This is a genomic window from Pseudoxanthomonas sp. PXM01, from assembly GCF_014851815.1.
Classification (GTDB): Bacteria; Pseudomonadota; Gammaproteobacteria; order Xanthomonadales; family Xanthomonadaceae; genus Pseudoxanthomonas_A.
The window spans coordinates 1,029,187-1,055,831 of record NZ_JACVAJ010000002.1; the positions used below are offsets into that span (position 1 = coordinate 1,029,187).

The 26,645-nt window shown below is 68.7% G+C and carries 22 protein-coding genes; 9 read left to right on the plus strand and 13 right to left on the minus strand.

All coding sequences use genetic code 11. The annotated features are described in order from the left end of the window. The first annotated feature begins 191 nt into the window (after nt 1-191). Together IB230_RS14310 and IB230_RS14315 are read left to right on the plus strand one after the other, a co-directional pair. Nucleotides 192-932, plus strand: coding sequence for an HAD-IA family hydrolase (locus IB230_RS14310; RefSeq protein ID WP_192273379.1), 741 nt, complete (start codon nt 192-194; stop codon nt 930-932). Then, nucleotides 929-2,305 carry a leucyl aminopeptidase family protein gene (locus tag IB230_RS14315; RefSeq protein WP_192273381.1) on the plus strand — a complete coding sequence of 459 codons (1,377 nt, stop codon included), beginning with the start codon at nt 929-931 and terminating at the stop codon, nt 2,303-2,305. Before IB230_RS14310 ends, IB230_RS14315 begins: the two co-directional genes overlap by 4 nt. Here the strand turns inward: IB230_RS14315 and IB230_RS14320 are convergent. From IB230_RS14320 to IB230_RS14340, 5 genes are all read right to left on the minus strand, one after another. Then, nucleotides 2,287-4,002 carry a diguanylate cyclase gene (locus IB230_RS14320; RefSeq protein ID WP_192273389.1) on the minus strand — a complete coding sequence of 572 codons (1,716 nt, stop codon included), beginning with the start codon at nt 4,000-4,002 and terminating at the stop codon, nt 2,287-2,289. The genes IB230_RS14315 and IB230_RS14320 overlap by 19 nt on opposite strands. Nucleotides 4,003-4,106: 104 nt before the next feature. Next, nucleotides 4,107-4,709, minus strand: coding sequence for a response regulator transcription factor (locus tag IB230_RS14325; protein WP_192273391.1), 603 nt, complete (start codon nt 4,707-4,709; stop codon nt 4,107-4,109). Nucleotides 4,710-4,901: 192 nt separating this feature from the next. Beyond that, nucleotides 4,902-6,107, minus strand: coding sequence for a sensor histidine kinase (locus tag IB230_RS14330; protein ID WP_225589520.1), 1,206 nt, complete (start codon nt 6,105-6,107; stop codon nt 4,902-4,904). Between the two features lie 24 nt (nt 6,108-6,131). Next, the gene (locus IB230_RS14335; RefSeq protein WP_192273393.1) at nt 6,132-6,890 is read right to left on the minus strand and encodes an ABC transporter permease; all 759 of its coding nucleotides are present in this window, start codon (nt 6,888-6,890) and stop codon (nt 6,132-6,134) included. After that, on the minus strand, nt 6,890-7,810 hold the full coding sequence (locus tag IB230_RS14340) for an ABC transporter ATP-binding protein (RefSeq protein ID WP_192273395.1): 921 nt from the start codon (nt 7,808-7,810) through the stop codon (nt 6,890-6,892). Before IB230_RS14340 ends, IB230_RS14335 begins: the two co-directional genes overlap by 1 nt. Nucleotides 7,811-8,043: 233 nt before the next feature. On the opposite strand from IB230_RS14340, the gene IB230_RS14345 reads away from it, so the two are divergent. The 4 genes from IB230_RS14345 (at nt 8,044) to IB230_RS14360 (ending at nt 12,670) form a co-directional block, all read left to right on the plus strand. Continuing rightward, complete coding sequence (locus IB230_RS14345; protein ID WP_192273397.1) at nt 8,044-9,288, plus strand: efflux RND transporter periplasmic adaptor subunit; 1,245 nt, start codon at nt 8,044-8,046, stop codon at nt 9,286-9,288. Between the two features lie 195 nt (nt 9,289-9,483). Further along, on the plus strand, nt 9,484-10,173 hold the full coding sequence (locus IB230_RS14350) for an ABC transporter ATP-binding protein (RefSeq protein WP_192273399.1): 690 nt from the start codon (nt 9,484-9,486) through the stop codon (nt 10,171-10,173). Between the two features lie 12 nt (nt 10,174-10,185). After that, the gene (locus tag IB230_RS14355; RefSeq protein ID WP_192273402.1) at nt 10,186-11,346 is read left to right on the plus strand and encodes an FtsX-like permease family protein; all 1,161 of its coding nucleotides are present in this window, start codon (nt 10,186-10,188) and stop codon (nt 11,344-11,346) included. Between the two features lie 13 nt (nt 11,347-11,359). Further along, nucleotides 11,360-12,670, plus strand: coding sequence for an ABC transporter permease (locus IB230_RS14360; RefSeq protein WP_192273403.1), 1,311 nt, complete (start codon nt 11,360-11,362; stop codon nt 12,668-12,670). A 39-nt stretch (nt 12,671-12,709) separates the two neighbouring features. On the opposite strand, the gene IB230_RS14365 is transcribed toward IB230_RS14360, so the two are convergent. After that, a complete protein-coding gene (locus IB230_RS14365; protein WP_192273405.1) occupies nt 12,710-13,315 on the minus strand; it encodes a nucleotidyltransferase family protein in 606 nt (201 codons plus the stop codon). After that, entirely contained in the window at nt 13,312-14,268 is a 957-nt protein-coding gene (locus IB230_RS14370; protein WP_192273407.1) for an XdhC family protein, read from the minus strand. The genes IB230_RS14365 and IB230_RS14370 overlap by 4 nt, the downstream gene beginning before the upstream one ends. Before the next feature lie 171 nt (nt 14,269-14,439). On the opposite strand from IB230_RS14370, the gene IB230_RS14375 reads away from it, so the two are divergent. From IB230_RS14375 to IB230_RS14385, 3 genes are all read left to right on the plus strand, one after another. Further along, nucleotides 14,440-14,895, plus strand: a complete 456-nt coding sequence (locus IB230_RS14375) for a (2Fe-2S)-binding protein (RefSeq protein ID WP_192273409.1) — start codon at nt 14,440-14,442, stop codon at nt 14,893-14,895. A 63-nt stretch (nt 14,896-14,958) separates the two neighbouring features. Beyond that, entirely contained in the window at nt 14,959-17,151 is a 2,193-nt protein-coding gene (locus IB230_RS14380) for a xanthine dehydrogenase family protein molybdopterin-binding subunit (RefSeq protein ID WP_192273411.1), read from the plus strand. An 8-nt stretch (nt 17,152-17,159) separates the two neighbouring features. Beyond that, nucleotides 17,160-17,747, plus strand: coding sequence for a hypothetical protein (locus IB230_RS14385; protein WP_192273413.1), 588 nt, complete (start codon nt 17,160-17,162; stop codon nt 17,745-17,747). Here IB230_RS14385 and rarD read toward each other — a convergent pair whose 3' ends face one another. From rarD to IB230_RS14415, 6 genes are all read right to left on the minus strand, one after another. Beyond that, nucleotides 17,748-18,668 carry an EamA family transporter RarD gene (gene rarD / locus IB230_RS14390; RefSeq protein WP_192273415.1) on the minus strand — a complete coding sequence of 307 codons (921 nt, stop codon included), beginning with the start codon at nt 18,666-18,668 and terminating at the stop codon, nt 17,748-17,750. Beyond that, nucleotides 18,665-19,573 carry a drug/metabolite exporter YedA gene (yedA, locus tag IB230_RS14395; protein WP_192273417.1) on the minus strand — a complete coding sequence of 303 codons (909 nt, stop codon included), beginning with the start codon at nt 19,571-19,573 and terminating at the stop codon, nt 18,665-18,667. Before yedA ends, rarD begins: the two co-directional genes overlap by 4 nt. Nucleotides 19,574-19,706: 133 nt before the next feature. After that, a complete protein-coding gene (locus IB230_RS14400) occupies nt 19,707-20,552 on the minus strand; it encodes a methylated-DNA--[protein]-cysteine S-methyltransferase (protein ID WP_192273419.1) in 846 nt (281 codons plus the stop codon). An 83-nt stretch (nt 20,553-20,635) separates the two neighbouring features. Continuing rightward, nucleotides 20,636-22,816 carry a carboxy terminal-processing peptidase gene (locus IB230_RS14405; protein ID WP_192273420.1) on the minus strand — a complete coding sequence of 727 codons (2,181 nt, stop codon included), beginning with the start codon at nt 22,814-22,816 and terminating at the stop codon, nt 20,636-20,638. 212 nt (nt 22,817-23,028) lie between these two features. Further along, complete coding sequence (gene lipA / locus IB230_RS14410) at nt 23,029-24,060, minus strand: lipoyl synthase (protein ID WP_192273423.1); 1,032 nt, start codon at nt 24,058-24,060, stop codon at nt 23,029-23,031. 404 nt (nt 24,061-24,464) lie between these two features. After that, entirely contained in the window at nt 24,465-26,612 is a 2,148-nt protein-coding gene (locus IB230_RS14415; RefSeq protein ID WP_192273425.1) for a hypothetical protein, read from the minus strand. Between the last annotated feature and the right edge of the window lie 33 nt (nt 26,613-26,645).

Consider the following 26,645-nt stretch of genomic DNA (forward strand, 5'->3'; position numbering starts at 1 on the left):
GCGCCATGCCTGGCTGCTGAAGAAACATCCCGACAGGCCCGACAATCCAACGCGACGGCCTGGACAGGCCAATAGCTCGGACAGCCAACGGACTTCGTTGGCCCTCTCCCCACCCCCTCTCCCGCTGGGAGAGGGGCTGAACCACAGCCCGGTGAAAGGACCGCTGCCCGCCCGGGTGTAAAATCGCCCCGATGAGCTTCCCTGTCCGCGCCATCACCCTCGACCTCGACGACACCCTCTGGCCGTTCGCCCCCATCGGCGCCCGGATCGAACGCGTGCTCGACGACTGGCTGCGCGAACACAGCCCCGCGACGGCCGACATGTTCCCCATCGACCGCATGCGCGCCGTGCGCGAGGACATCTTCCTCGCCCACCCGCAGTACAAGCACGACCTCAGCCGGCTGCGCCGGATGACCCTGGAACACGCCCTGCGCGAGAGCGGCGCCGACATGGCCCTGCTCGAACCGGCCTACGAAACCTTCTACGCCGCGCGCAACCAGGTCGAGTACTACCCCGATGCCCTCGTCGCGCTGGAACGCATCGCCGCCCGTCTGCCGGTCGCCGCGGTCACCAACGGCAACGCCGACCTGCAGCGGATCGGGCTGACCCACCTGTTCAAGCACCAGATCCACTCGCGCGAACACGGCGCGGCCAAACCCGATGCCAGCATCTTCCATGCCGCCTGCGGCCTGCTCGATGTGCCGCCGGCCGAGGTGCTGCACGTCGGCGACCATATCGAGATGGATGTCGTCGGCGCACTGAACGCCGGCCTGCGCAGCTGCTGGATCAACCGTCCGGAAGACCACGACGGGCAGCCGCAACGGTGGCCGCACGACGCGCTGCGCCCCGATCTGGAATTCGCCACCCTGACCGCGCTGGCCGACTGGCTGGACGCCCACCCCGACTTCGCCACGGAACACGCCGCCGCATGAGCGCTGCCCTCGCCTACACCGACTCTTCCTCCCACGCGCGTCCGCTTCACGTGCTCGAACGCACGCATCTGGCCGCCTGGCGCGCGACGCAGTCGCCGGCGGTCAACGCCTGGATCGACGCGCAGAACTTCACCGCCTCGCCCGGTTCGCTGCTGCTGCTGCCCGGCGAGGAGGGACTGGCCGGCGCGGTGATCGGCATCGGCGACCCCCTCGATCCGTATGCCTACGCCCACGCGCCCTTCGGCCTGCCGGCGGGCGACTGGGAGGTGACGGGCGACCTGTCCGACGACGCGCACGTCGCGCTGCAGCTCGGCTGGGGCCTGGGCAGCTACAAGTTCGACCGCTACAAGCAACCGCCGCGCAAGCCCGCGCGCCTGCTGCTGCCGCAGGCCGATGCCGAGGCGCTGGACCTGCTGGCCGCCAGCCTGCAGGTGCGCGACCTGGTCAACACGCCGACCGAGCACATGGGCCCGGACGAACTGGAAGCCGCGGTGCGCGACCTCGCTGCCACGCATGGCGCGGAGGTGGACGTGATCGCCGGCGATGCGCTGCTGGCGCAGAATTTCCCCGCCATCCACGCCGTCGGCCGCGCCTCGCACCGCGCGCCGCGCCTGATCGCGCTGCGCTGGGGCGATGCCTCGCGACCGCACGTGGCGCTGGTCGGCAAGGGCGTGTGCTTCGATACCGGTGGCCTGGACATCAAGCCGGCCGATGGCATGCGCCACATGAAGAAGGACATGGGCGGCGCCGCGCACGCCATCGCGCTGGCGCGCCTCGTGATGGCGCGGCAACTGCCGGTGCGGCTGACGCTGCTGGTGCCGGCGGTGGAGAACAGCATCGGCCCCAATGCGTTCCGTCCCGGCGAAGTGATCGCCACCCGCAAGGGCGTCAGCGTCGAAATCGACAACACCGATGCCGAGGGCCGCATCATCCTGTGCGATGCGCTGGCCTATGCCGGCGAACAGTCGCCCGACCTGCTGCTCGACTTCGCCACGCTGACCGGCGCCGCGCGCATCGCGCTGGGCCCGGACCTGCCGGCGCTGTTCGCCAACGACGACACCGTCGCCCACGACTGGATCGCGGCCGGCGAGCGCATGCGCGACCCGGTGTGGCGCATGCCGCTGTGGCGGCCGTACCTGCGCTACCTGACCAGCGGCATCGCCGACCTGGCCAATGCCGGCTCGCGCATGGCCGGCGCCGTCACTGCGGCGCTTTACCTGGAGCGCTTCGTGCCCGAGGGCATGAAGTGGGCGCACCTCGACGTCTACGCGTGGAACGACAGTGATCGCGCGGGACGCCCCGCCGGCGGTGAAGCGCTCGCGCTGCGCAGCGCGTACGCGATGCTGAAGGCGCGTTACGGCGCCACGGCCTGAACCACGGCGACGTCGGTCGCCGCGATCTCGACCCGGTTGCGGCCGGCGTGCTTGGCGCGGTACAGCGCCACGTCCGCCTGCCGCAGCAGCGTGTCGCCCAGTCCGCCATGCTGCGGAAACATCGCCACGCCGATCGACACGGTGACGTGCGGCAGCTCCTGGCCCAGGTGGACCACGCGCATGCCTTCCACGCCGGCGCGGATCGCTTCGGCGCGCGCCTGCACGGTGATCGGATCGGCTTCGGGCAGGATCAGGGTGAACTCCTCACCGCCGTAACGGCAGGCGATGTCCTCGTCGCGCGAGAGCGCCTGCAGCAGACGGCCGAACTCGGCCAACAGGGCGTCGCCACCGGCATGCCCGTGCACGTCGTTGAAGCGTTTGAAGTGGTCCAGGTCCAGCATCATCAGGCCCAGCGGCATGCCGCGCCGCTCGCAGCGCGCCAGTTCGCGCGCCAGCGACTCTTCCAGGTAGCGCCGGTTGAACAGGCCGGTCAGCGGTTCGCGGATCGACTGCACGCGCAGGCGCGACTGCAGCTCCAGGCTCGACAGCGCCATCGACAACTGCTCGGCGGCGGTCTTCACCAGGTCCATGCGGGCGAGGAAGGCGTCATCGTGCCCCGACAGGTACAGCAGGCCCAGCTGGCTGCCCTGCGCAATCAGCGGCACGCAGACGTAGGTGGGCGTGGCCCCGAGCGTCGGCGTGGCCACATGCGCGCACGGCAGCAGTTCGTGATGGGCGCGGTGCACATGCGGCTGGCCGCGCCGCAGCGCCCAGCAGTCCGACAGCGGCAACATCGCCGGCCCATTGAGCGCGTGCTCGCCCCAGTGGGCGACCTCTTCGGCGTAGTCCTGCGAGGCGCGTACGCGGTACAGCGTACCGCCGGCATCCGGCAGCAGGCGCGAGAAATACTGCGTGGCCAGGCCGACGGCTTCTTCCACGCTGACGCAGCTCTGCAACATGCCGCCGTAACGGCTCAGTTCATTGAGATCGGTGCCCTGGCGCTCCAGCGCGTCGATGTTGTCCAGCAGCTCGGCCCGCGCCTGGTCGCCGGCGTCCTCGGCACGCGCGCGACGGCGGATCTCGCCAACCAGCAGGCTGTAGACCACGGCGATGATGATCAGGCCCAGCGGGATGCCGAGGATCGCGAGCGCGCGCAGCAGGGTGGCGCTGTTCCGGCTGGACGCGGCGCGCTGCACGAGCAACTGCCGCTCGGTGGCCACCAGTTGCCGGGCCTGTGCGCGCAGCGCCGCCGACGTGCGCCGCACCTCCTGCCCGATCGAGCGTTGCGCGGAAGGCAGGCCGCCCGTCGCGTAATTGCCCAGCGTGGCGTCCATCTGGCCCAGCCGGCGCTCGATCTCGATCTTCCATGCCAGTGCGCGCCGCGTCTGCTCCGGATTGTCGCGCACCAGCGACTGCAGCGCGGCGATCATCTCCGGCAGATCACTGCGGCTGCGCTGGTAATCGGCCAGGTAGTCGACGTCCGCGGTCAGCAGGTAACCGCGCTGGGCCGACTCGCCGTCGCGCAGGTGCGCTTCGATGGCACCGACCAGCGCGATGACTTCATTGGTGTGCGAAACCCGGTTGGCATCGCCGATGAAACGCTGCGCACCCAACAGGACCCCCACCCCGATCAGGACGAAGATCGCGGCTGCGACGAGCAGGCCGATGCGGTTGGCGTGGCGATGGCGCAGGGGCATTGCAGAGTGGGGGCAGCAACGGTCAGGTGCAGACTAGGTCGCACTGTCCGGCGAGACAACCCGGCGCACATCCGAAGTGCCAACCACGGCACATCTTGCAGGGGCTACAGCCAACCGCGCTGGCGCGCCATCCGGTAGGCCTCGATGCGGTTGGCCACGCCCAGCTTGCCGATCGCCTCGGACAGGTAGTTGCGCACAGTGCCCTGCGAAAGGTTCAACTGCTTCGCGATGTCGCCGGCCGACTGGCCCTCGCCCGCCAGCCGCAGCACCTGACGCTCGCGGTCGTTGAGCGGGTCGGCATCGGACCACGCTTCCAGCGCGAGTTGGGGATCGATGGCGCGGCCACCGCGATGCACCTTGCGCAACGCCTCGGCCAGGTCTTCGGCGGGCGCATCCTTCAGCAGGTAGCCGGACACGCCGGCATCGAGCGCACGTCGCAGGAAACCGCCGCGCGCGAACGTGGTGACGATGACGACCTTGCACGCCATCTCGTGGCGCTGTATGCGCTGCGCCAGTTCCAGCCCGCTCAGTCCCGGCATCTCGATGTCGGTGACCAGCAAGTCGGGTTTCAGCCGCTGCAGCTCGCGCCACGCCGTCTCGCCATCCGCCGCACTGCCGACCACCTCGATGTCGGTCTCCATGCCCAGCAGCGCGGTCAGCGCGCCACGCACCATGGCTTGGTCTTCGGCGAGCAGGACGCGGATCATCGGAACGTCAGGGCGGGAAGGTTGCGCGACACGCTAGCAAATCGTGCAGGGTCTTGGGAGCCATCTCACCCTGTGGCGAAGCGGGGAATTCAGAGGTGGGAGCGACGTAAGTCGCGATCGCTTGGAATCCGCGCCCGGGCGCCTCGCCACGTTTCCACACCTCTGAACCATCCGGGATGTTGCCATCGCGACTTACGTCGCTCCCACACCGGCTTCCGCGCTCGCTGGCTGCCGCTCGACGGACATCGCGGTATCCCGCGACGGCAGCGGCAGCACGATCTCCACACTCGTACCCTGCCGCAAGGTGGAATCGATGCGTAACTGCCCACCCCGCGATTCGACCCGTTCGCGCATGCCGGCTAAGCCGTTCCCTGGCACCGCGGCACTGCCGACGCCATTGTCCCGGATGCGCAGGCGCACCTGCGCGTCGGTCGATGTCAACGACACCTCGGCGAGCGTGGCCCGCGCATGGCGCTGGATGTTGGTGACCGCTTCGCGCAGCGCCAGCGCGAGCACGGTTTCCAGATCCGGCGGCACCACCGCTTCCTGCGCCTCGTAGCGCAGGGTGACGCCATCCGATTCCAGCAGCAGTTTCGCCGACGCCAGTTCGGCGGCCAGCCCGGCCGCACGGATGCCGGTCACCGCACGCCGCACCTGCGCCAGCGCATCGCGGGCCACGCGGCTGACCTCGTTGATCTCGTTGCGCGCGGCCTGCGGATCGCGCTCGACCAGGCGCCCGGCGAGATCGGACTTCAGCGCCACCAGCGACAACGTGTGGCCGAGCAGGTCGTGCAGGTCGCGGCCGATGCGCTCGCGCTCCGCCAACGCGGCCAGGCGGCGGACTTCATCGTGCGACAGCTTCAGCTCGGCGCGCTTGCGCACGGTTTCGGACTGGAAGTAGTTGCCGGTGAACACCGCCACCGAGATGATCGCCGTCACCGCCGGCACGAAAGCGGGGAAACCCAGCCATGCCGCCATCCCACAATAGCCGCCCAGCAGTGCGAACAATGCGCCCACGCGTGTCCACAGCCTGCCGGGTAGCAGCGCCACGAAGGCCGCCGCATAGATCACGTAGGTGTTGGAAAACGCATTGAACGACATCAGGCCGTAGCCCAGCGCGGCGATGCCCAGCGTGCACAGCACGCGCGTCATCGCACTGCCGCGGTACGCGAGGAAGTACATCGGCAGGAACACCGCGACGGACAGCAGCGTGGGCCACAGGTACCAGCGCACGCTCTGGCCCCAGTTGGCATTGGACTGCACCAGCAGCGGCACGAACAGGAACACGAGGTAACCCAGCAGGAAGATGGGCATCCAGCCGAGACCCAACGCCTCGGGTACCAGGCGATCCCGCGCGCGGGTGAGCGAGCGCAGCAGCGGAGAGGCAAGCAGGTTCATCGACGACTCCTTGTGCCGGCCGGCTCAACGCGCCAGGCGGCGGTGCGCCAGCACGAAGAACACCACGGTGATCGCGACCAGCACGGCGACATGCAGCAGCAGCGGACGTCCCGCATCCACGCCGACCACCTTCTGCGCGATCTGCGCCAGATGATACGCCGGCCATGCGGGCGCAGCGGTCTGCAGGAAGCCGGGCAACATCGTCAGCGGCACCCACAGGCCCGACAGGAACGCCATCGGCAGGTAGACCAGGTTGATCAGCGCCGGCGCACCGCGTCCGCTCACCAGCGTGCCCAGCCACAGGCCGAGCGCGCTGAAAGGCAGCACGCCGACCAGGCAGGTCGCCACCAGCGCCAGCCATTGCAGCGCCGACAGGCGCACGCCGGCCACGCCCACGGCCAGCACCGCGAGCAGCAGCAGGATGATCGCGGCGAACAGCACCGCCATCGCCATCTTCGCGACCAGGTAGGCGCCCGGCGGCATCGGCTGCGCGCGCTTCAATGTCAGCAGGCCCTGTTCGCGATCCATCGCCACGGTGACGCCGAAACCGAACAGCGCCACGCCCATCACGCCGAACACGCTGTAGCCCGCCAGCATGTACTGCGCGGCGGCGGGCCCGCCCTTGCCGCCCAGCAGCACGCCGAACAGCAGGTAGAACACCGGCGGGAACAGCAGGCACGGCAGCGAGAACGACGGCGTGCGCAGCAGGCGCAGGAATTCGTAGCGCGCTTCGAGCACATAGGCGCGCGTGGAGGAGAACGGAACGGCGGCGGTCATGTCCATCAGGCGGCTTCCTGGGTGGCGGCATCACGGGTGAGGGCGAGGAAGGCGTCGGCCAGGCCGGCGCGCTGCACTTCCAGATCGGACAGCGCGGCGTCCTCGGCCAGCAGGCGACGGACGACGGCCTCGGCGGCTTCTACAATGACCTCCAGCCGTGCGCCGTCGCGCTGCGCGAGCTGCACGCCCGGCCAGCCCTGTACCAGCGCGGCCGGCAATGCGCTGGTGCAGCGGATGCGGCGCTGCGCGACGCGCGCGCGGATCTGCGCGACCGTACCTTCGGCGACGACGCGACCGTGGTTGACCACCACGACGCGGTCGGCCAGCGCTTCGGCTTCTTCCAGGTAATGCGTGGTCAGCAACACCGCACAGCCCTGCGCGCGCAACTCGCGGATCGCCTTCCACAGCGTCTGGCGCGCGTCGATGTCGAGGCCGGTGGTGGGTTCGTCGAGGAACAGCAGTTCCGGCCGGCCGCACACCGCCAGCGCGAACTGCACGCGCCGCTGCTGGCCACCGGAGAGCTGGCCGTAGCGGCGCTCCATCAAGCCATCGAGGGCGGCCAGCGCGACCAGGTCGGCCACGCTGCGCGGCTGCGGGTAGTAGGTGCGCGTCAGATCGATCAGCTCGCGCACCTTCAGCGTGTCGGGCACGGCGGCGCTCTGCAGCATCACGCCGGCGCGGCGGCGCGCGTCCAGCGACTGCGGCGGCAGGCCGAACAGGTCGGCGGTGCCGGCATCGGCGCGCTGCAGGCCCAGCAGCAGGCTGATCGCGGTGGTCTTGCCGGCACCGTTCGGTCCGAGCAGGGCCAGTACCTCGCCGGCAGGCAGCGCCAGGTCCAGGCCGTCCAGCGCCAGGGTCTTGCCATAGTGGTGGCGCACGCCGCGCAGGCGGGCCAGCGGTGCGGTAGTGAGGCTTGCGACGTTCATGCGACGGTCTCGCCGGAGGGTGTGGCCATCGTGCCGATCCAACCACCCCGTGATGAGTGCGGCCCCTCAGGCGAATCACCTGACACTTGTCACTGGGATGCGGACAGCCGCTGGCCCAGGATGCGCCCCGTGGAGCGCCCGGAACGGCCCTCCCCGCATGAAGTGACTTCCGGCAACTAGGCTTCCGTTACCCTTGCTGGTCACACTTCCCCGCATTCACCGTCTGGATACGCATGAATACGTCTGCCGATCTGCTGAAGGAACTCCGCATCGACCGCAAGGCGCCGCCCCCGGCCCCACCGTCGCGTCGTGGCCTGTGGATCACGCTGGGCGTGGTCGTCGTGCTGTTGGTGCTCGCCGCGGCGGCCTGGGCCGTGCTCGGCCGCGAGAAGCCGCTGGAAGTCCGCACCGCGCCCACGGTCGCGCTGGGCGGTGGCGGTGCGGCCGCTTCGGTGCTGGATGCTTCCGGGTACGTGGTCGCGCGGCGCATGGCAACGGTCTCGGCCAAGGTCACCGGCAAGGTGCAGGAAGTGCTGATCGAGGAAGGCATGCGGGTCGAGGCCGGCCAGGTGCTGGCGCGGCTGGAACCGATCGATGCCGACGCCGACCGCGCCCTGTCGCAGAGCCAGTTGCAGGCTGCGCGCAGCCAGACGACGGGCGTGCAGGCGCAACTGGTGGAAGCCGAAGCCAATGCGCGCCGGCTGTCGTCGCTGGTCGCGCAGCAACTGGTGTCGAAAGCGCAGTACGACCAGGCCGTCGCCCAGCGCGACCTGCTGCGCGCGCAGCTGCAGACCGCGCAGCGCAACGAGCGTACCGCCGCCGACCGCCTGAAGATCGCCGACATCGGCCTGGACAACACCATCGTGCGCGCCCCGTTCGCCGGCGTCGTGATCGCCAAGGCCGCGCAGCCGGGCGAAATCGTCTCGCCGCTGTCGGCCGGCGGCGGCTTCACCCGCACCGGTATCGGCACCATCGTCGACATGGAGTCGCTGGAAGTGGAAGTGGAGGTCAACGAGTCCTTCATCGGCCGCGTGCAGCCGAAGATGCCGATCCAGGCCACGCTGAACGCCTATCCCGACTGGCAGATCCCCGGCGAAGTCATCGCGATCATCCCGACCGCCGACCGCAGCAAGGCCACCGTCAAGGTACGCGTCGCGCTGAGCGTGAAGGATCCGCGCATCGTGCCGGACATGGGCGTGCGCGTGAGCTTCCTGGAAGCCGCCAAGCCGCAGCAGGCCGAGCAACCCAAGGGCGTGCGTGCGCCCGGCGGCGCCGTGGTCGAGCGTGAAGGCACGCAGGTGGCCTTCGTGGTCGGCGACGACGACACGGTGCAGCAGCGCGGCCTGAAGGTGGCCGGCAAGCTCGGCGATGATGTGCACGTCACCGACGGACTGCAGGCCGGCGAAACCGTCGTGCTGGACCCGCCCGCCGAACTGAAGGACGGCGCCAAGGTCGTGCTGGCCGAAGACACCGAGTAAGGCGCTCGCCGCGTGAGGTTCTGCCTCGTGCGGCGAATCACCGGAAACACCCGCGCCGCCCCACCGGCGCCTGTCGATCCCGTGCGGCGTCCTTCGTCGCATGACGGGCGGGTCACGTCCATCGAGGACGGATTCCGCCCTGTTTGAACCGCAGCATCGCCGTTCGCCTTCCCGCCTCCAACAAGGACCTTGCCGATGTCTTCCCTGGTTTCCATCCGCAACCTCACCAAGACCTACCAGCGCGGCCCCGAGAAGGTGCAGGTGCTGCACGGCATCGACCTGGACATCCCGCACGGGGACTTCGTCGCGCTGATGGGCCCGTCCGGCTCCGGCAAGACCACCCTGCTCAACCTGATCGGCGGCCTGGACACGCCCAGCGGCGGCGAGATCGAGATCGAAGGCCAGCGCATCGACCGGATGAACGATGGCCAGCTCGCGCACTGGCGCAGCTCGCACGTCGGCTTCGTGTTCCAGTTCTACAACCTGATGCCCACGCTCACCGCGCAGCGCAACGTCGAACTGCCGCTGCTGCTGACCAAGCTCGGTGGCGCGCAGCGCAAGCGCAATGCGGAGATCGCGTTGCAGCTGGTCGGCCTGGCCGACCGCAAGTCGCACCGCCCCAACGAACTGTCGGGCGGCCAGCAGCAGCGCGTGGCGATCGCCCGCGCCATCGTGTCCGACCCGACCTTCCTGATCTGCGACGAACCGACCGGCGACCTCGACCGCCAGTCCGCCGAGGACATCCTCAACCTGCTGCAGATGCTCAACCGCGAGCACGGCAAGACCATCATCATGGTCACGCACGATCCGAAGGCGGCGGAATACGCCACCCACACCATCCACCTGGACAAGGGCGAACTGGCCGACACGCCGGCCGCGCACTGATCGGAGGCGGACATGAAATATTTCTCGCTGATATGGTCGGCGCTGTTCCGGAGCAAGACGCGGACGTCGTTGACGTTGCTGTCGGTGGTCGCGGCCTTTCTGCTGTTCGGCCTGCTGGACTCGGTGCGCGTGGCGTTCAACTCCGGCGGCAGCGTCGCTGGCGCGGACCGTCTGGTCGTGGCGTCGCGGCTGTCGATCACGCAGATGCTCCCGTACAGCCTGGCGGCCCGCATCGACGCGACGCCGGGCGTGAAGAAGAGCGCCTATGCCGCGTGGTTCGGCGGCATCTACAAGGACCCGAAGAACTTCTTCCCGAACTTCTCGGTCGGCCCCGGCTACATGGACATGTATCCGGAATACATCATCGATCCCGCCCAGCTGAAGGCGTGGGAAGCCGACCGCACCGGCGCCATCGTCGGCGAGAACCTGGCGAAGCGTTTCGGATGGAAGGTCGGCGACACCATCCCGCTGCAGGCGACGATCTTCCCGCAGAAGGACGGCAGCAACGCCTGGCCGCTGACGCTGCGCGGCACCTTCAAGCTGTCCGACAGCAAGCGCAAGGGTGAGGAGAACCAGCTGCTGTTCCACTGGAAGTACTTCGACGAGGCCAACCAGTACGTCAACGGCCAGATCGGCTGGTACATGGTGAAGCTGGACAACGTGAACCACGCCACCCGCGTGGCCAATGCCATCGACGCGATTTCGGCCAACTCCGCGCACGAGACCAAGACGCAGACCGAGCAGGCCTTCAACCAGTCCTTCGCCAAGCAGTTCGCCGACATCGGCCTGATCGTCACCGCGATCATGGCGGCGGTGTTCTTCACCCTGCTGCTGCTGACCGGCAACACCATGGCGCAGGCCGTGCGCGAACGCATCCCGGAACTCGCGGTATTGAAGACGCTCGGCTTCACCAACGGCACCGTGCTGGTGCTGGTACTGGTGGAATCGGTGCTGCTGATCGTGCTGGGCGGCGTGCTGGGCATGCTGATCGCCTCGGCCATCATTCCGGTGCTCAGCGGCGCCAGCAACGGCATGATCGCGCTGCCCACCATCCCGGCACAGACGTGGGGTGTGGGTCTTGGGCTGATGGTGGCGATCGGCCTGATCGTCGGCGCACTGCCGGCGACGCGCGCGATGCGCCTGAAAATCGTCGACGCACTGGCCGGTCGCTGACAGGAGACATGACATGAAGAAGCAATGGTTGGGCAACCTCGTCTCCATCGTGGCGCTGATCGTCGGCCTGGGCGTGTGGATCGTGCTGCCGTGGTTTGCAGTGCTCGGCATCGCCGTGCTGCTGGTGCTCTGGCTGTTCCTCACCCGCAGCGGACGGCTGTCGCTGGAAGCGGCGAAGATCGGCATCGCCAGCCTGCCGCAGCGCTGGGGCGCCTCCTCGGTGATCGTGGTCGGCATCGCCGGCGTGGTCGGCGTGCTGGTGGCGATGCTGGCGATGGGCGAAGGCTTTTCGGCCACGCTCAAGCAAACCGGCGGCGACGACACCGCCATCGTGCTCCGTGGCGGTTCGCAGGCGGAGACCAACTCGGTCATCAGCCGCGACCAGGTGCCGCTGATCTCCACGCTGGCCGGCGTGGCCAAGGGCAAGGACGGGCGTGCGCTGCTGTCGCCGGAACTGTCGCAGATCGTCAACCTGCCGACCGCCAGCACCGGCGAGGACGCCAACGCGCAATTCCGTGGCGTCAGTGAGGCAGCGTGGGCGATCCGTCCGCAGGTGAAGCTGACCGAAGGCCGCAAGTTCAACGTCGGCGTGCGCGAGATCGTGGTCGGCCAGGGCGCCAAGGGCCAGTACCGCGGCCTCGACGTCGGCAAGACATTGAAACTCGGCAACCAGGAGTGGACGGTGGTCGGCGTGTTCGCCTCCGGCGATGCGCACGACTCGGAACTGTGGACCGACATCGACACGCTGTCGTCGGCCTACGACCGCCGCGCCTACCAGTCGGTCACCGTGCGCACCGAAGGCAAGGCGGGATTCGACCAGTTCAAGAAAGCGATGGAGAACGATCCGCGCCTGAAGCTGGACGTGCTGACCACGCGTGACTACTACACCAAGCAGTCGACCGGCCTGAACACGCTGATCAAGGTGCTCGGCACGGTGATCGGCACCATCATGGCGATCGGTGCGGTGTTCGGTGCGCTCAACACGATGTACGCCGCCGTCGCCGGCCGTGCGCGCGAAATCGCCACGATGCGGGCGATCGGCTTCCGTGGCCTGCCGGTGGTGATGGCGGTGATGCTGGAGACGATGCTGCTGGCGCTGCTGGGCGGCCTGCTGGGCGGCCTGATCGCGTGGGTGGTGTTCAACGGCTACAGCGTCGCCACGCTGGGCAGCAATTTCAGCCAGGTGGTGTTCCAGTTCAAGGTCACGCCGGAGCTGCTGTGGAGCGGGCTGAAGTGGGCGCTCGGCATCGGCCTGGTGGGCGGCCTGTTCCCGGCACTGCGGGCCGCACGCCTGCCGATCACGCAGGCACTGCGCGCGATCTGAGGCACGACCCGGAGGGCGCCGGCACAACCGGCACCCTCTTCACTTCAGCGGATCGAGCCAGCCTCGCGACACTGCCGAAGCGACGTCCGCCGGCATGTCGACATCGAAAGCGAGATCCGGGGCATCGCAGGCGATGACGTCCGCACCCGCGGCATTCAGCGCATCGCGCAATCCGCGGTCTCCCTGCGCAGCCATCGCGGCACGCAGCAGCGTCGGTGCGACGACCGCAGGGATGCCGACGCGATCGCCGAGCCGCGTCGCGGCGGAACCCGACGGCGCGTGATGCGCTGCTTCGAGTAGTGCCTGCAGATGTACGACCTCCAAGGCCGGCTGGTCGCAGGTCACCAGCAACGTCGCGCGATCATGCGCAGCGAGTTCCGCCGCGGCGACGCGCACGCTTCCTGCCAGCCCCGCGTTCCATTGCGCGTTGAACAGGCACTCCACGGCCAGGTCGCTCACTGCGGCGTCGACGTCGTCCGCATACGCTCCGACGATGACCAGCACGCGTGTCGCACCCGACGCCAGTGCGAGACGCGCAGCCCGATGCACAAGCGTCTCGCCATCCCGCGTCAGCAACTGCTTGGGGCGTCCCAGTCGCGTACTTCCACCCGCCGCCAGCACGACGGCGGCATGTGTCGCGGTCATGCCGATTCGCCGTGATGCCACGCCTGCAACTGCGCCGTGATGCTGAGCGCAATCGCTTCGGGCCCCTGCCCCCCAAGCCTCATGCCGATCGGCGAACGCAGGCGCGATGACAGCGTGGCGTGCAACGGGGCGGGAATCACGCACAGCAGATCTTCGCGCCGTCGCACCGGACCCAGCAGGCCGACAAAGGGGATCGTCGTGCGCGCGAGCGCCTCCAGCGCGTCGCGGTCGTGTTCGAAATGGTGGTGCATCACCAGCGCGGCATCCGGGGCGGGATGAAGACCCTGCAGCGCATCGCCGGGCGACAGCATCAGCCAGGCATCGGCGACATCATCCGCGGGAATCCAGCGCGTGCGCCGCTCGATCACGGTGACATGCCAGCCGAGCTGCCGCAGCGACGCGACCAGGATCCGCGTTTCCGGCCCGGCACCGAAGAGCGCCACGCGCGGCGGCGGTGCGATCGTCACTTCGCCAATCACGGCGGCGTCCGTGGCGGCCAGCGGCAGCGTCCATTGCCGCCGTATCTCGCCCGCCGCCGCCTGCACCGCGCCATCCGCATACACGCGCAGCGCCAGCGGACCTTCGCCCCGCCACCACGCCTGCACGACCTGCGGCCAGCCCGGCAGCCGATCCAGCGGCAGCAATGTCAGATGCAGTCGTCCTCGACAGCCGACAGCAGAGCCGGCCAGCAGGTCCTCGTCGTCGCGCGTATCGATCTCCATCGCGTCGAGATGGCCGTCGGCCACTGCCTGCCGCGCGCGGCGCGCGATCTCGGGTTCCAGGCAGCCGCCGCTCAACCAGCCGGTCTGCGTGTCATCGGCAGCGAACACCGCCATCGCGCCCTGCCGCACGTAGGTCGACCCTTCGGTCGAGACAACCACGACCAGCGCGCTGCCATCGCGCGCTTCGTTGGCGCGCGCGGAGACTTCCAGCGGATGGCGGGCGACCGACATGCGCACCACGATGGCGCAAGCGCGGGCCCGATGGCAACGGTCTACGGGTGCCCGGGCGCATCGGGCAAGCATGCCGGAGGATCGTGCAAGCGACGACGCACGTTTTCACTGGCAGGCCACGGGGGGCCGGAGTATCGTCGACCGGTCCCACGCCGCCGCCAGGGAGACACCATGAAGTTGAACGTCAATGGGTCCGAGCGCGAAATCGATGCGCCCGACGACATGCCGCTGCTTTGGGTCCTGCGCGACCTGATGGGCCTCACCGGAACCAAGTTCGGCTGCGGCATCGCCCAATGCGGTGCCTGCACCGTGCATGTCGATGGCTCGCCGCTGCGCGCCTGCGTGACGCCCGCGTCCGCCGTTGCCGGCAAGAAGATCACCACCATCGAAGGCCTGTCGGCCGACGGTTCGCATCCCGTGCAGAAGGCATGGGCCGAACTGGACGTCGTGCAATGCGGCTACTGCCAGTCCGGCCAGATCATGTCGGCCGTGGCGCTGCTGGCGGTGGTGCCGACACCGACCGACAGCGACATCGACCACGCACTGTCCGGCAACCTCTGCCGCTGCGGCACCTACCAGCGCATCCGGGCCGCGGTGCATCGCGCAGCCGAGCTCGGCAAAGCCTGATCCCACGCCGCCGCGGCATGCGTTGCCGCGGCTCCGATCCGATGTTCGACGGAGGGTGTTTCCGTGAACCTTGAACTGAAATCCTCGCGCCGCGGTTTCCTGCGCTCCACCGCCATCGTCGGCGGCGGACTCGTGGTCGCCATCGCCGTGCCCGGTGCCCGCCGCTTCGCCTGGGCACAGGAAGCGCAAGCCGCCGCGGCGCCCGCGTTCGTACCCAATGCCTTCCTGCGCATCGCAGCCGACGATTCGATCACCGTGCTGCTCGCGCACGCCGAAATGGGCCAGGGCATCTGGACCACGCTGCCGATGCTGATCGCCGAGGAACTCGACGCCGACTGGTCGAAGATCCGCGTCGAACACGGCCCCGCGGACAAGGCCTACACCAGTCCGGTGTTCGGCATGCAGGGCACGGGCGGCTCGACGACCACGTGGTCCGAGTTCGACCGCTACCGGCAGGCCGGCGCGACCGCGCGCGCGATGCTGCTGCAGGCCGCCGCCGCGCGGCTCAACGTGCCCGTCGACCAGCTCCACACCGAGAACGGCGCCGTCGTGTCCGGCAGTACGCGCCTGCGCTACGGCGAACTGGCCGATGAGGCCGGCAAGCAGACGCCACCGGCACTGGACGCATTGACGTTGCGTGATCCCAAGGACTGGAAGCTGATCGGCAAGGCGACCAAGCGGCTGGACACGCCGGAGAAGATCACCGGCAAGGCGAAGTTCGGCATGGACATTCAGTTCGAGGGCCTGCTGACGGCGGTGGTGCTGCGCTCGCCGGTGTTCGGCGGCAAGGTCAAATCGTTCGATGCCACCGCAGCGCGCGCGGTGCCCGGCGTGCGCGATGTGGTGCAGGTGCCCAGCGGCGTGGCCGTGGTGGCGGAGCACTTCTGGGCCGCCAAGCTCGGCCGCGATGCACTGCAGGTGGTCTGGGAGGCCGGTGACGGCGCCAAGCTCGACAGCGTGGCGTTGCGGCAACAGTTCTCGCAGCTGGCGACCGAGGAGGGCCCGACGGCCGCCCGCGCGGGCGACGTCATCGCCGCCCTGAGCAAGGCCGCGAAGACCGTCGATGCCGAGTACGCCGTGCCCTATCTCGCGCATGCCGCGATGGAACCGCTGAACTGCACCGTCAAGATCGCGGACGGCGAGTGCGATATCTGGTGCGGCACGCAGTTCCCGACGCTGGACCAGAACAGCACCGCGAAGATCCTTGGCATCCCGCCAGAGAAGATCCGCATCCACACCCCGTTCCTCGGCGGCGGTTTCGGTCGTCGCGCCACACCCACCTCGGACGTGGTGTCGGAGGCGGTGGAGGTGGCCAGGGCGGCGAAAGCACCGGTCAAGACCGTGTGGACGCGCGAGGACGATACGCGCGGCGGCTACTACCGCTCCGCCTTCGTGGAAAAAGCCAAGGTCGGCCTGGGCGAAGACGGCCTGCCGGTCGCCTGGCATCAGGTGATGGTGGGCCAGTCGATCATGGCCGGCACCTTCATGGAAGCGATGATGGTGAAGAACGGCATCGATGCCACCTCGACCGAGGGCGTCGCCGATTCGCCCTACGTGCTCGGCACGCCCGCGCATCGCGTGGACCTGCATTCGCCCAAGACCGGCATTCCGGTACTGTGGTGGCGCTCGGTGGGGCACAGCGTCAACGGCTTCGTGATGGAAAGCCTGGTGGACGAACTGGCGCATGCCGCCGGCAAGGATCCGGTGGAGTACCGCCGCACGCTGCTGAAGGATCACCCGCGCCACCTCGCGGCCTTGAACCTCGTCGCGGAAAAGTCAGGCTGGACCACACCCGCCGCGCAGGGCCGTGCGCGCGGCGTCGCCGTGCACGAATCGTTCGGCAGCTACGTCGCGCAGGTGGCCGAGGTCTCGGTCGAGGATGGGCAGATCCGCGTGCACCGCGTGGTCTGCGCGATCGACTGCGGCGTGGCGGTGAATCCGGGCGCCGTCGAAGCGCAGATGGAATCCGGCATCGTGTTCGGCCTCGGTGCGGCCCTGCATGGCGCGCTGACGCTGAAGGAGGGCCAGGTGCAGGAGTCGAACTACCACGACTACCGCGTGCTGCGCCTGCACGAGATGCCCAGGGTCGAGGTGCACATCGTGCCGAGCACCGAGAAGATGGGCGGCGTCGGCGAGCCCGGCACACCGCCGATCGCACCGGCGGTGGCGAATGCGGTGTTCAAGCTGACCGGACAGCGCCTGCGTGAACTGCCGTTGCGCCTGCCGACGCCTGCCTCCTCCACCCCGACTGCCTGAGGCCCGCCATGCGCATCCTGATGATGTCGTTGATCGTCCTCCTGCTGGTGGCTTGCAAGCCCCGCATCAGCGAAGAGCAAAGAGCGCAGGCGCTGACCGCGTTCGCGACGGTGGAGCAGGTGTTCCAGCATCCGCGCTGCAGCAACTGCCACATTCCCGGCGACGCGCCATTGCAGTTCGATGCGCAGACGCCGCACGCGATGAACGTCACGCGTGGCCCCGAGGGCAAGGGCGCGCCTGGCCTGCCCTGTTCCACCTGCCACGCCGAACAGAACGCGCCGGCAAGTTACGGCCCGCATGCGCCACCCGGCGCGCCGCACTGGCAGCTGCCGCCGCCGGATCACAAGATGGCGTGGATCGGCCTGCCGGCCGACCAGCTGTGCGAGATGATCCAGGACAAGAAGCGCAACGGCGACCGCGACTTCGACGCGCTGCTCAAGCACGTGGCCGAGGACAAGCTGGTGCTGTGGGGCTGGAATCCCGGTGGCGAACGCGCGCCGGTGCCGGTGCCGCACGACCAGTTCGTCGCCGCCTTCAAGACCTGGAAGGACGCTGGCGGCCCCTGTCCCACGCCGGCGGCGAGGACATCCGGCTGATTAGCGTCCCGGTGCGGTCGCCACGACCGCATCGCGGCGGCGGGCGCGCCACAGGCCATCGCTGGCAAAGATCACCAGGCCGGTCCAGATGGCGGCGAAACCGATCGCGCGCTCGATGCCGAAAGCCTCGCGGAACACCAGCACGCCGATCAGCAGCTGGATGCTGGGCGCGATGTACTGCAGCAGCCCGACCACCGACAGCGGAATCCGCCGCACGCCGTAGGCGAAGCCGATCAGCGGCACCGCCGTCACCACGCCACCGAAGATCAGCAGCAGGTCGTTCTTCCAGCCGTAGCCGCTGACGAAACCGCCCCCGTGGCCGAACTCGCCCCAGACCACATAGGCCAGTGCGGGCAGGAACAGATAGAGGCTCTCGACGCCCAGGCCGGCCACCGGGTCCACCGCGACCAGCTTGCGCACCAGCCCGTACAGGCCGAACGAGAACGCCAGGCCCAGTGCGATCCACGGCGGTGAGCCCGCCTGCAGCGTCAGCCACGCCACACCGGCCAGCGCGAAGCCCACCGCGATCCACTGCGCGGGCGTCAGGCGCTCGCGCAGCACCAGCACGCCCAGCACCACGTTGATCAGCGGATTGATGAAGTAGCCGAGGCTGGTTTCCACCACATGCCCCGCGTTCACCGCCCAGATGTACAGGCCCCAGTTGAACGCGATCAGCAGGCTGCTGACGCCCAGCAGCGGCACCGCGCGCGGCTGGGCACGCACCTGCCGCCACCAGCCGCGCCCGTTCTTGATCAACAGCCAGCCGATGACCAGCACCGCACTCCAGACGATGCGGTGCGCAATGATGTGGAACGACGGCACCGCTTTCAGCAGATGCCAGTACAGCGGCACCACGCCCCAGATCAGGAACGTGCCGGCGGTGATCGCCAGTCCCTTGCGGTCGATGGGAGCAGCGCTCATTTCGATTGCCGCGCACGCGCCAGCGTGATGACCACGACGCCAGCGAGGATCACCGCCATCGCGCCGAGATCATGCGAGGTGAACGTCTCGCCGGCGATGAAGGCACCGAGGGCCACCGCGATCACCGGATTGACGTAGGCATAGCTGCCCACCAGCACCGGGCGTGCATGGTGCAGCAGCCAGACGTAGGCGGTGAACGCGATGATCGAACCGAACACCGCCAGATAAGCGACCGCAAGCCCGCCGTTCAACGTCCAGTCCGCCGTGTTGAAGCGCTCGCCATGCAGCAGCCCGGCGACCACCAGCATCACACCGGCCGCCAGCATCTGCGCCGCTGCCGTCATGAACGGCGACGGCAGATCGCGTCCGCGCGACCACACCGAGCCGTAGGCCCAGGCGATCGGCGCGATCAGCAGCAGCACCAGGCCGACGGGAGAGCCGGTCAGCGAGCTTCCGGCGTTGAGCCAGACCACACCCGCGAAGCCGACGATGATGCCCAGCCACTCGCCCTTCGTCGGATGCTGGCCGCGCATCGCGCCGAACAGGCCCATCCACAACGGCATCGACGCCACGGCGACCGCGGCCAGCCCGGACGACACGGTCTGCTCGGCGAGCACCACCATCCCATTGCCCATCAGCAACAGCAGCGCTCCCATCACCAGCAGATTCTTCCACTGCGCGCGCGTCGGCGGCGCGACGCCGCGCCACAGCAGGAACAGGAACATCACCAGGCCCGCCACGACGAAGCGGCTGCCCGACACCATCAGCAGGGGTGGAAAGCCGCCTTCGAGGGCGAAGCGGATGCCGAGATAGGTCGAGCCCCACACCACGTAGACGATGGCGAGGGCGGCAGCGACGGCAAGACCGCCACGCGCGGGCGCGGCGGCGGAAACGGGCGAGGTCATGGAGTTTCGGGGGAAGGACGACGTGCACGCATTCTAGGCCAGCGGTCCGCATGCGGGATGACAGCGTGGCCGCGCCGCGCTTGAAACCTTTCCCGCCCGCCTTGAATCCAGCTCAAGCCGGACGCGGACGGGTTCAGGCCTGCTCGCGTGCGAGCAGCTGCTGCTTGCGCGGCAGTCCCCATCGATAGCCACCGAGTGAACCGTCGCCGCGGATCACGCGGTGACAGGGCACGACCACGGCGATGCGGTTGTGCGCGCAGGCACTGGCCACCGCGCGTGCGGCGCGCGGCGCACCCAGCGACTGCGCCAGGCCCGCGTAGCTGACCGTCTCGCCCAGCGGGATCTTCATCAGCGCATCCCAGACGCGCTGCTGGAAGCCGGTGCCGAGCAGGTCCACCGGCACCTCGGCGTCGCCACCCGCCAACCGTTCCGCCACTGCGCGCAGCCGCGGCGCGAGGAAATCGTCGCGACCAGCCTCGACGCGCTCCAGTTGCGCCAGCGGAAACTCCTCCCGTAGCCGCTGCTCAAGCACGGCATCGTCGTCGCCCAGTTCCACCGCGCAGATGCCACGCTCGGTGGCCGCCACCAGCGTGCGGCCCAGCACCGTGTCGACCAGCGTCCAGCGGATGGCCACGCCGTGTCCGCCCGCGCGGTAGGTGGCCGGCGTCATGCCCAGCTTGGCGGCGCCCTGTTCGTACAACCGCGAGGGCGAGCCGTAGCCCGCGTCGTACAACGCGGTGGTGACGTCACGGCCTTCCCGCAGGGCGCTCTTCAAGGTGCCCAGCTTCTTCCTCGCCAGGTACTCCGCCGGACTCAGTCCGAAGCGGGCACGGAAGCGGCGCTGCAGGTGCGAAGCGCTGAGGCCGGTGCGCGAGGCCAGGTCCGACAGCGAGGGTTCGCCTTCGTCGAGCAGGCGGCGCGCCAGCTCCAGCGGATCGCTGGAACTGGCGGATGGAGGGGGGAGTGATCGGCGCGGCATGGTGTCCATGCGCCCAGACTAGGGCGCGCGCCGCGGTCGGGCTATCCGGATCTTGCGCAGGGAACGGATCCCTGCGCTGATCGTCACTGGGCCCAACGGCCCGGACCCGGCGAATCGGGCAGCACCTGCGCCGACAGCTTGCGGTCCTGTCCCAGGATGCCGATGGCGTCGGACAGGATCGTGGCCGATTCGCGCAACAGCGGATCGGGGCGCTTGTCGGCGAGCTTCTCGCGCTGCGCATCCTTCACGATGTCGCGCTCGGAGGCGCCCAGACCGTCATCGGCCAGATCTTCGGCGAGCGGATCCAGCGCCAGTCCCAGCGTCTTGCGTTCGGCCTGCCGCTGCTTGCGCTGGGTGTCCTGGCGATCGCGTTCGGCACGACGCTCGGCCTCGTTGAGCGAGACGTACTTCTTGGCGGCTTCAGCACGGAACTGCGCCACGTCCTCGGACCACCACTGGAACTCCTTGTCCTTGGCCGAGCGCGCCGCATGCAGCGCCTCCAGCTTCGGCAGCAGCGGCGCGAAGTTGCCGTACTGCGTGTGCGGGACCGCGGCGATCCGCGTCCACGGCAGCGCATTGTCGTACGTGCTCTCGCCGTACTCGCTGGCGTCGACGCTGACCGGGAACGCGATGTCCGGCACCACGCCCTTGTGCTGCGTACTGCCACCGGCCACGCGGAAGAACTGGGCGATGGTCAGCTTGACCGAACCGAAACGCGGTGCCTCGTTCGCAGGCCAGCGGTCCAGGTCGACCATGTTCTGCACGGTGCCCTTGCCGAAGCTGGTCTCGCCGATCACCAAGCCGCGTCCGTAGTCCTGGATGGCGCCGGCGAAGATCTCCGATGCCGACGCGGACCCGCGGTTGATCAGCACGGCCAGCGGGCCGTCCCATGCCACGCCGGTCTTGCGGTCGCTGTTGACGGTCACCCGGCCACCGGATTCGCGCACCTGCACCACCGGCCCCTTGTCGATGAACAGGCCGGTGAGCTCCACCGCCTCGTCCAGCGAACCGCCGCCGTTGTTGCGCAGGTCCATCACCACGCCGTCGACACCCTGCGATTTGAACTGGGCGAGCAGCTTGGCGATGTCGCGGGTCGCGGAATTGAAGTCGTTCGGGTTGCGGCGACGGCCTTCGAAGTCCTGGTAGAACGCGGGCAGCTTGATCACGCCAATGCGTCGCGCCGGTTCGTCACCGCTGGCCGGCAGTGTGATGGTCTCGGCCTTGGCCGCCTGCTCCTCCAGCTTGACCTTCTGCCGGGTGATGGTGACCTGCGCGTGCTTGCCGTCGATGCCCGCCTCGACCGGGATGTACTCGATGCGGACCTGGGTGTCCTTCTTGCCGCGGATCTGGGCCACCACATCGTCGATGCGCCAGCCGATCACGTCGGTCATCGGACCGGACTTGCCCTGGCCGACGGCGACGATGCGGTCGCCGATCTTCAGCTTGCCGCTGAGATCCGCCGGTCCGCCCGGCACGATCTCGCGGATCGCCACCAGGTCGTCCTGCCGTTGCAGCACCGCGCCGATGCCTTCCAGCGACAGCGACATCGACTGGTTGAAGTTCTCGGCGGTGCGCGGGGTGAAGTAATCCGTGTGCGGATCGATCGCGCTGGTGTAGGCGTTGAGGAAGGTCTGGAAGACATCCTCGGTTTTCAGTTCGTTGATGCTCCGCTGCAGGTTCGCATAACGCTTGTCCAGCGTCTTGCGGATGTCGTCGGGCTTCTTGCCGGCCAGCTTCAGGCGCAGCCAGTCGTTCATCACCGACTTCCGCCAGATCGCGTCCAGCGCCTTGCCGTCTGCGGCCCACGGCGCGTCCTCGCGGTCGTACTCCCAGCGTTCGTCGCCGGTGAAGTCGAAGTCCTGCTTCAGCAGCGCGCGCGCGAATGCCACGCGCTGGCCGACGCGCTGCTTGTAGACGGTGAAGATCTCGTACGCCGGCGCCAGGTCGCCCGAGCGGATGGCGTCGTCCATCTTGGTCTTGTACGGCGCGAAGCGCGCCACGTCCGCCGCGGTGAAGAACTGCTTGCCGCCATCGAGCGCCTCGAAGTACCGCTTGAACACTTCCTGCGACAGCGTGTCATCCAGCGGGCGCGGCCGGTACGCGTAGCGGCTGTCGGACAGCAGGCCGTACACGAGCTTGGACGTGTTGGCCTGGTCGGCGGTGGGGGCCACCGTGATCGCATCGCCATCGCCGCGCGCGAGCAGCGCCAGCGGGGTCGACAGGGCCAGGGCCAGCAGCAGGAGGGGGGCTTTCTTCAGTGTCATTGCGTACTCGTGGCCCGGGGGCCCGTCAGGCTGGAACGGATTGCGGATTCGACAGAAGGACAGTGCACAAAGTTGCGCGCGTTGTCATCTGCCTATCGGCAGCCTAAGGGCCACGATGTAGGGAAAGGTGAACCGCGGCACTGCCACGACCCGGACAGCGGGCGCGGGAAACCCGCCGGGCATGGCCCGACGTCACACGTCGTGCAGGCGGTTCAGCCCGCGTGGCGGGCGGTGAAGGCGGCCTGCGCGGCCTGCTGGTCGGCGTGGTACGACGAACGCACCAGCGGACCGGAAGCGACATGGCTGAAGCCCAGCGCCATGCCGTAGTCCTCCAGTGCCTTGAACTCGTCCGGGGTCCAGTAGCGCAGCACCGGGTGGTGATGTGGCGTGGGCTGCAGGTACTGACCGATGGTGACCATGTCGACGTCGTGCGCACGCAGGTCGCGCAGCGTGCCCTGAACCTGCTCCATGGTCTCGCCCAGGCCGAGCATGATCCCGGACTTGGTGGGCAGGTGCGGATGCTGCTGCTTGAAGCGCTGCAGCAGGGTCAGCGACCACTGGTAGTCGGCGCCGGGACGGACGTTCGTGTACAGCTCCGGCACCGTTTCGATGTTGTGGTTGAACACGTCCGGCGGGTTGACCGCCAGGATCTCCAGCGCGCGGTCCATGCGGCCCTTGCCGCGGAAATCCGGGGTGAGGATCTCGATGCGCGTGGCCGGCGAATGCTCGCGGATGGCCGTGATGCAGTCGACGAAGTGCTGGGCACCGCCATCGCGCAGGTCGTCGCGGTCCACGCTGGTCACCACGACGTACTTCAGGCCCATGTCGGCCACGGTGTTCGCCAGGCTCAGCGGTTCGGACGGATCCGGCGGCTTCGGCCGGCCGTGGGCGACGTCGCAGAACGAGCAGCGGCGCGTGCAGACCTCGCCCAGGATCATGAAGGTGGCCGTGCCATGACCGAAGCACTCGTGGATGTTCGGGCAGCTGGCCTCTTCGCAGACCGTGACCAGGCGGTTCTCGCGCAGCTTGGCCTTGAGCTTGGCGACCGAGCCGTCGGACGGGATGCGCACGCGGATCCACGAGGGTTTGCGCAGCACCGGGGCGTCGGCGAACTGGACGGGCGAGCGCGCGATCTTGTCGCCACCCAGCTGCTTGGCGCCCGTTTCGAGCGGGGCCGCGGCGACGGTGGAAACGATCTGCAGGGGGATTTCCCGGGCGCTGGCCGGGCGGGCGGAATCGGTCATGCGGCAATTCTACTCCCCGACCCTTCCGCATCGGCGCAGACGTGGCGTCCCGCGTCCGGAATCCAGCGTCCCGCCCCATGGCGCGACCGTGGACGCGGGCAATAAAAAAGCCCGCAACAGCTAGGCTATTGCGGGCTTGCTCCCTCCCCCACGTCGGGATGCGGGGCCATCGTGAAGGGTGGGTTACAGGTGTTGCACGCTGCACTGCAAAACAGAACCGGGCGGTTCACTCGCCACTGTTGTGATGTCACGAATATGAATGCGAGCAAAACCCGCGCCACTGCTGCGTGTTACCGATATCAGACCAATTGCCGGGCCGTTCCTCAGAATCTCGATTACGTTCCTCAACGCATTTACCTGAACAGGGCAACCGCACCGTCCTGGCGCAACTGCGCGCTTCCTGCCTATTTCAGGTAGTGGGGACGTCCGTCGTACCAGTCCCGGGCGCGGACAAGGTGGAGCTTGCGCTGGGTCCCCTGCACTTCCATGCCGACGCTCAGCGCGCGCCAGCGGGCATACAGATCGCCCTGCCGCTGTCCGCCCTGCAGGCGCAGCCGCGCCAGCATGTCGTAGCGGTCGTTGCGCGCGTGCATCCGGTCGAGCACCAACAGGTCATCGCGCCATTGCAGGCGGCCCCTGACCTGCGCCTGGCCGGCATCGACCAGTTTGTAGACCCAGGCCGGGTACTCCTTCTGTCGCGAGAACAAGGCCAGCAGGAAGCCGACATCCTTCATCGTCACGTCGGCTCCGCCGCCGGCGCTGATCGGCCGATCGACGTCCAGCCGTGCCCGGTCCAGCGTCACCCGCGCCCACCAGCCACGCCGCGATTCCCCGCCGGGCTCGGTGAAGCCGACATTGCGCACCTGCACGGTGCTGCCGTCCGCGACGAACAGCCGCCGCTTCAGGTCGGCGCGGCGCAGCTTCAGGTCCAGGTCGATATCGCCACGCAGCTGCACGCCCGCCAGATGCATGCGGGTGCCGCGCCCGGCGATGCGGACCGTGCCGTGCCCCACCTCGCCCGCCGCATCCAGTGACAGATCGCCGCTGAGCACGCCGGCACCCGCGTCGAAACGCATGTGCCGGCGCGGCAGGAACGGGTTATAGACACGCAGGTCCGGCACGCGGGCGTCCTTGAACACCACCCTCGCCTGCAATGCGTCGCGCAGCTGCGCCAACGGCCCATCGGCATTGATCGACAGGGCCAGATGCCTCCCCTGCACGTAGGGCGCTCCGGGCGTCTTCAGCGACGCCACGTCGAAGCGGTCCATCGTCGCCTGCAGTCGCGGCACCAGGGCGCCCCCCTTGCCCGCATCCAGCCGGATGTCGGCGCGGGCGCGACCACGGATGCGGTTGCCCATCACCTCGGCCACCGCGTCGACCTCCGGCACGGCGATGCGGCTGCCTGCCGCCAGCTGTCCATCCGCCACCTGCACGTCGGCACTGACCGAGCCCGCACCATCGAGTTTCAACCAGGGCGCCTGAGGGAACAGCCCCGACAGCCAGCGCAGGGAGTCGAAATGCCAGGCCCCCACCACATGGCCGGACGCGCGCGGCAGCAGACCGGCGAAATCGCGCAGGGGCACACTCCGTCCCCGCAGGCGCAGGTCGGCTTCGATCGCCAGCCTGCCGTCGGCCTGCGGCGGTACGGTCGCCTTCAGCACGATGTCCTCGTCCACCGCCACGTCGATGCCGAGGATGTCGTTGCGCACCGCGCCGGCGATGTCGTTGCCGGCCACGGCCATCGTCCACTGCGCGCGACCGCCGGGCGTGAGTTGGCCACGCTCGAAGCCCAAGTCGATGTCGGCGCGTCCTTCTCCGGGCACCAGTTTCACCGCGACGTCGCCACGTGGACCGACGGCCACGTTCAGGCCGGCAGTGCGACCGCCCAGCTTCACGCCCAGCCGCGTCTTCGAAAGTTTGTCGAGGCCGGCCGCGTCCTCGCGCCGATGCCGGTCGATCGCGAAGCGAACATCCAGCGTCGCCTCGCGCAATACTTCCTGGCCATCGCGGAGCAGGCGCGCACCGGCGAACCCGGCGGTCGAGGGCATCAGTTCCATCGGCCCACCGCGCAGCTGCTTGTAGAAGCCGACCTCGCCGCGGCCCGTGCCAAGCAGTTCGAACCCGTCGAAGAAGCCGCGCCGGATTGAATCGCTGGCGATGCGGTCGAACTGCAGCTCCCAGCCACCCTCTCGCGGCGGCGGCGGCACCCGTTCCTTCGCAACGCGCCGGACACCGCCATGCACGTCGTGCACATGCACCTCGGGCACGTGCAATCGTCGCGACAGCAGGGGCCACAGCGCAATGCGTCCTTCCACGTGCGCCGCCTGCGCCTCCCAGGCGATGCGACGCGACTGGCCCTGCAGCGCCACCTCGCGCAGGCTGACGCGTCCAGGCCACAAGGTGTGGCCGGAAGACCAATGCATCTGGAAACGTTCCGGCTTCCGGTTCACGGTCCTCTCGCCCAGTGACGTATTGAGGAACACGTTGCCAGCGACCAGGTAGAGCGCATACGTCGCGACCAGGGCAATCAGTGCCCATGCCAGCCAGCGCAAGTATTTCGTGCGAAAGGATGTCCGTTCCATTTG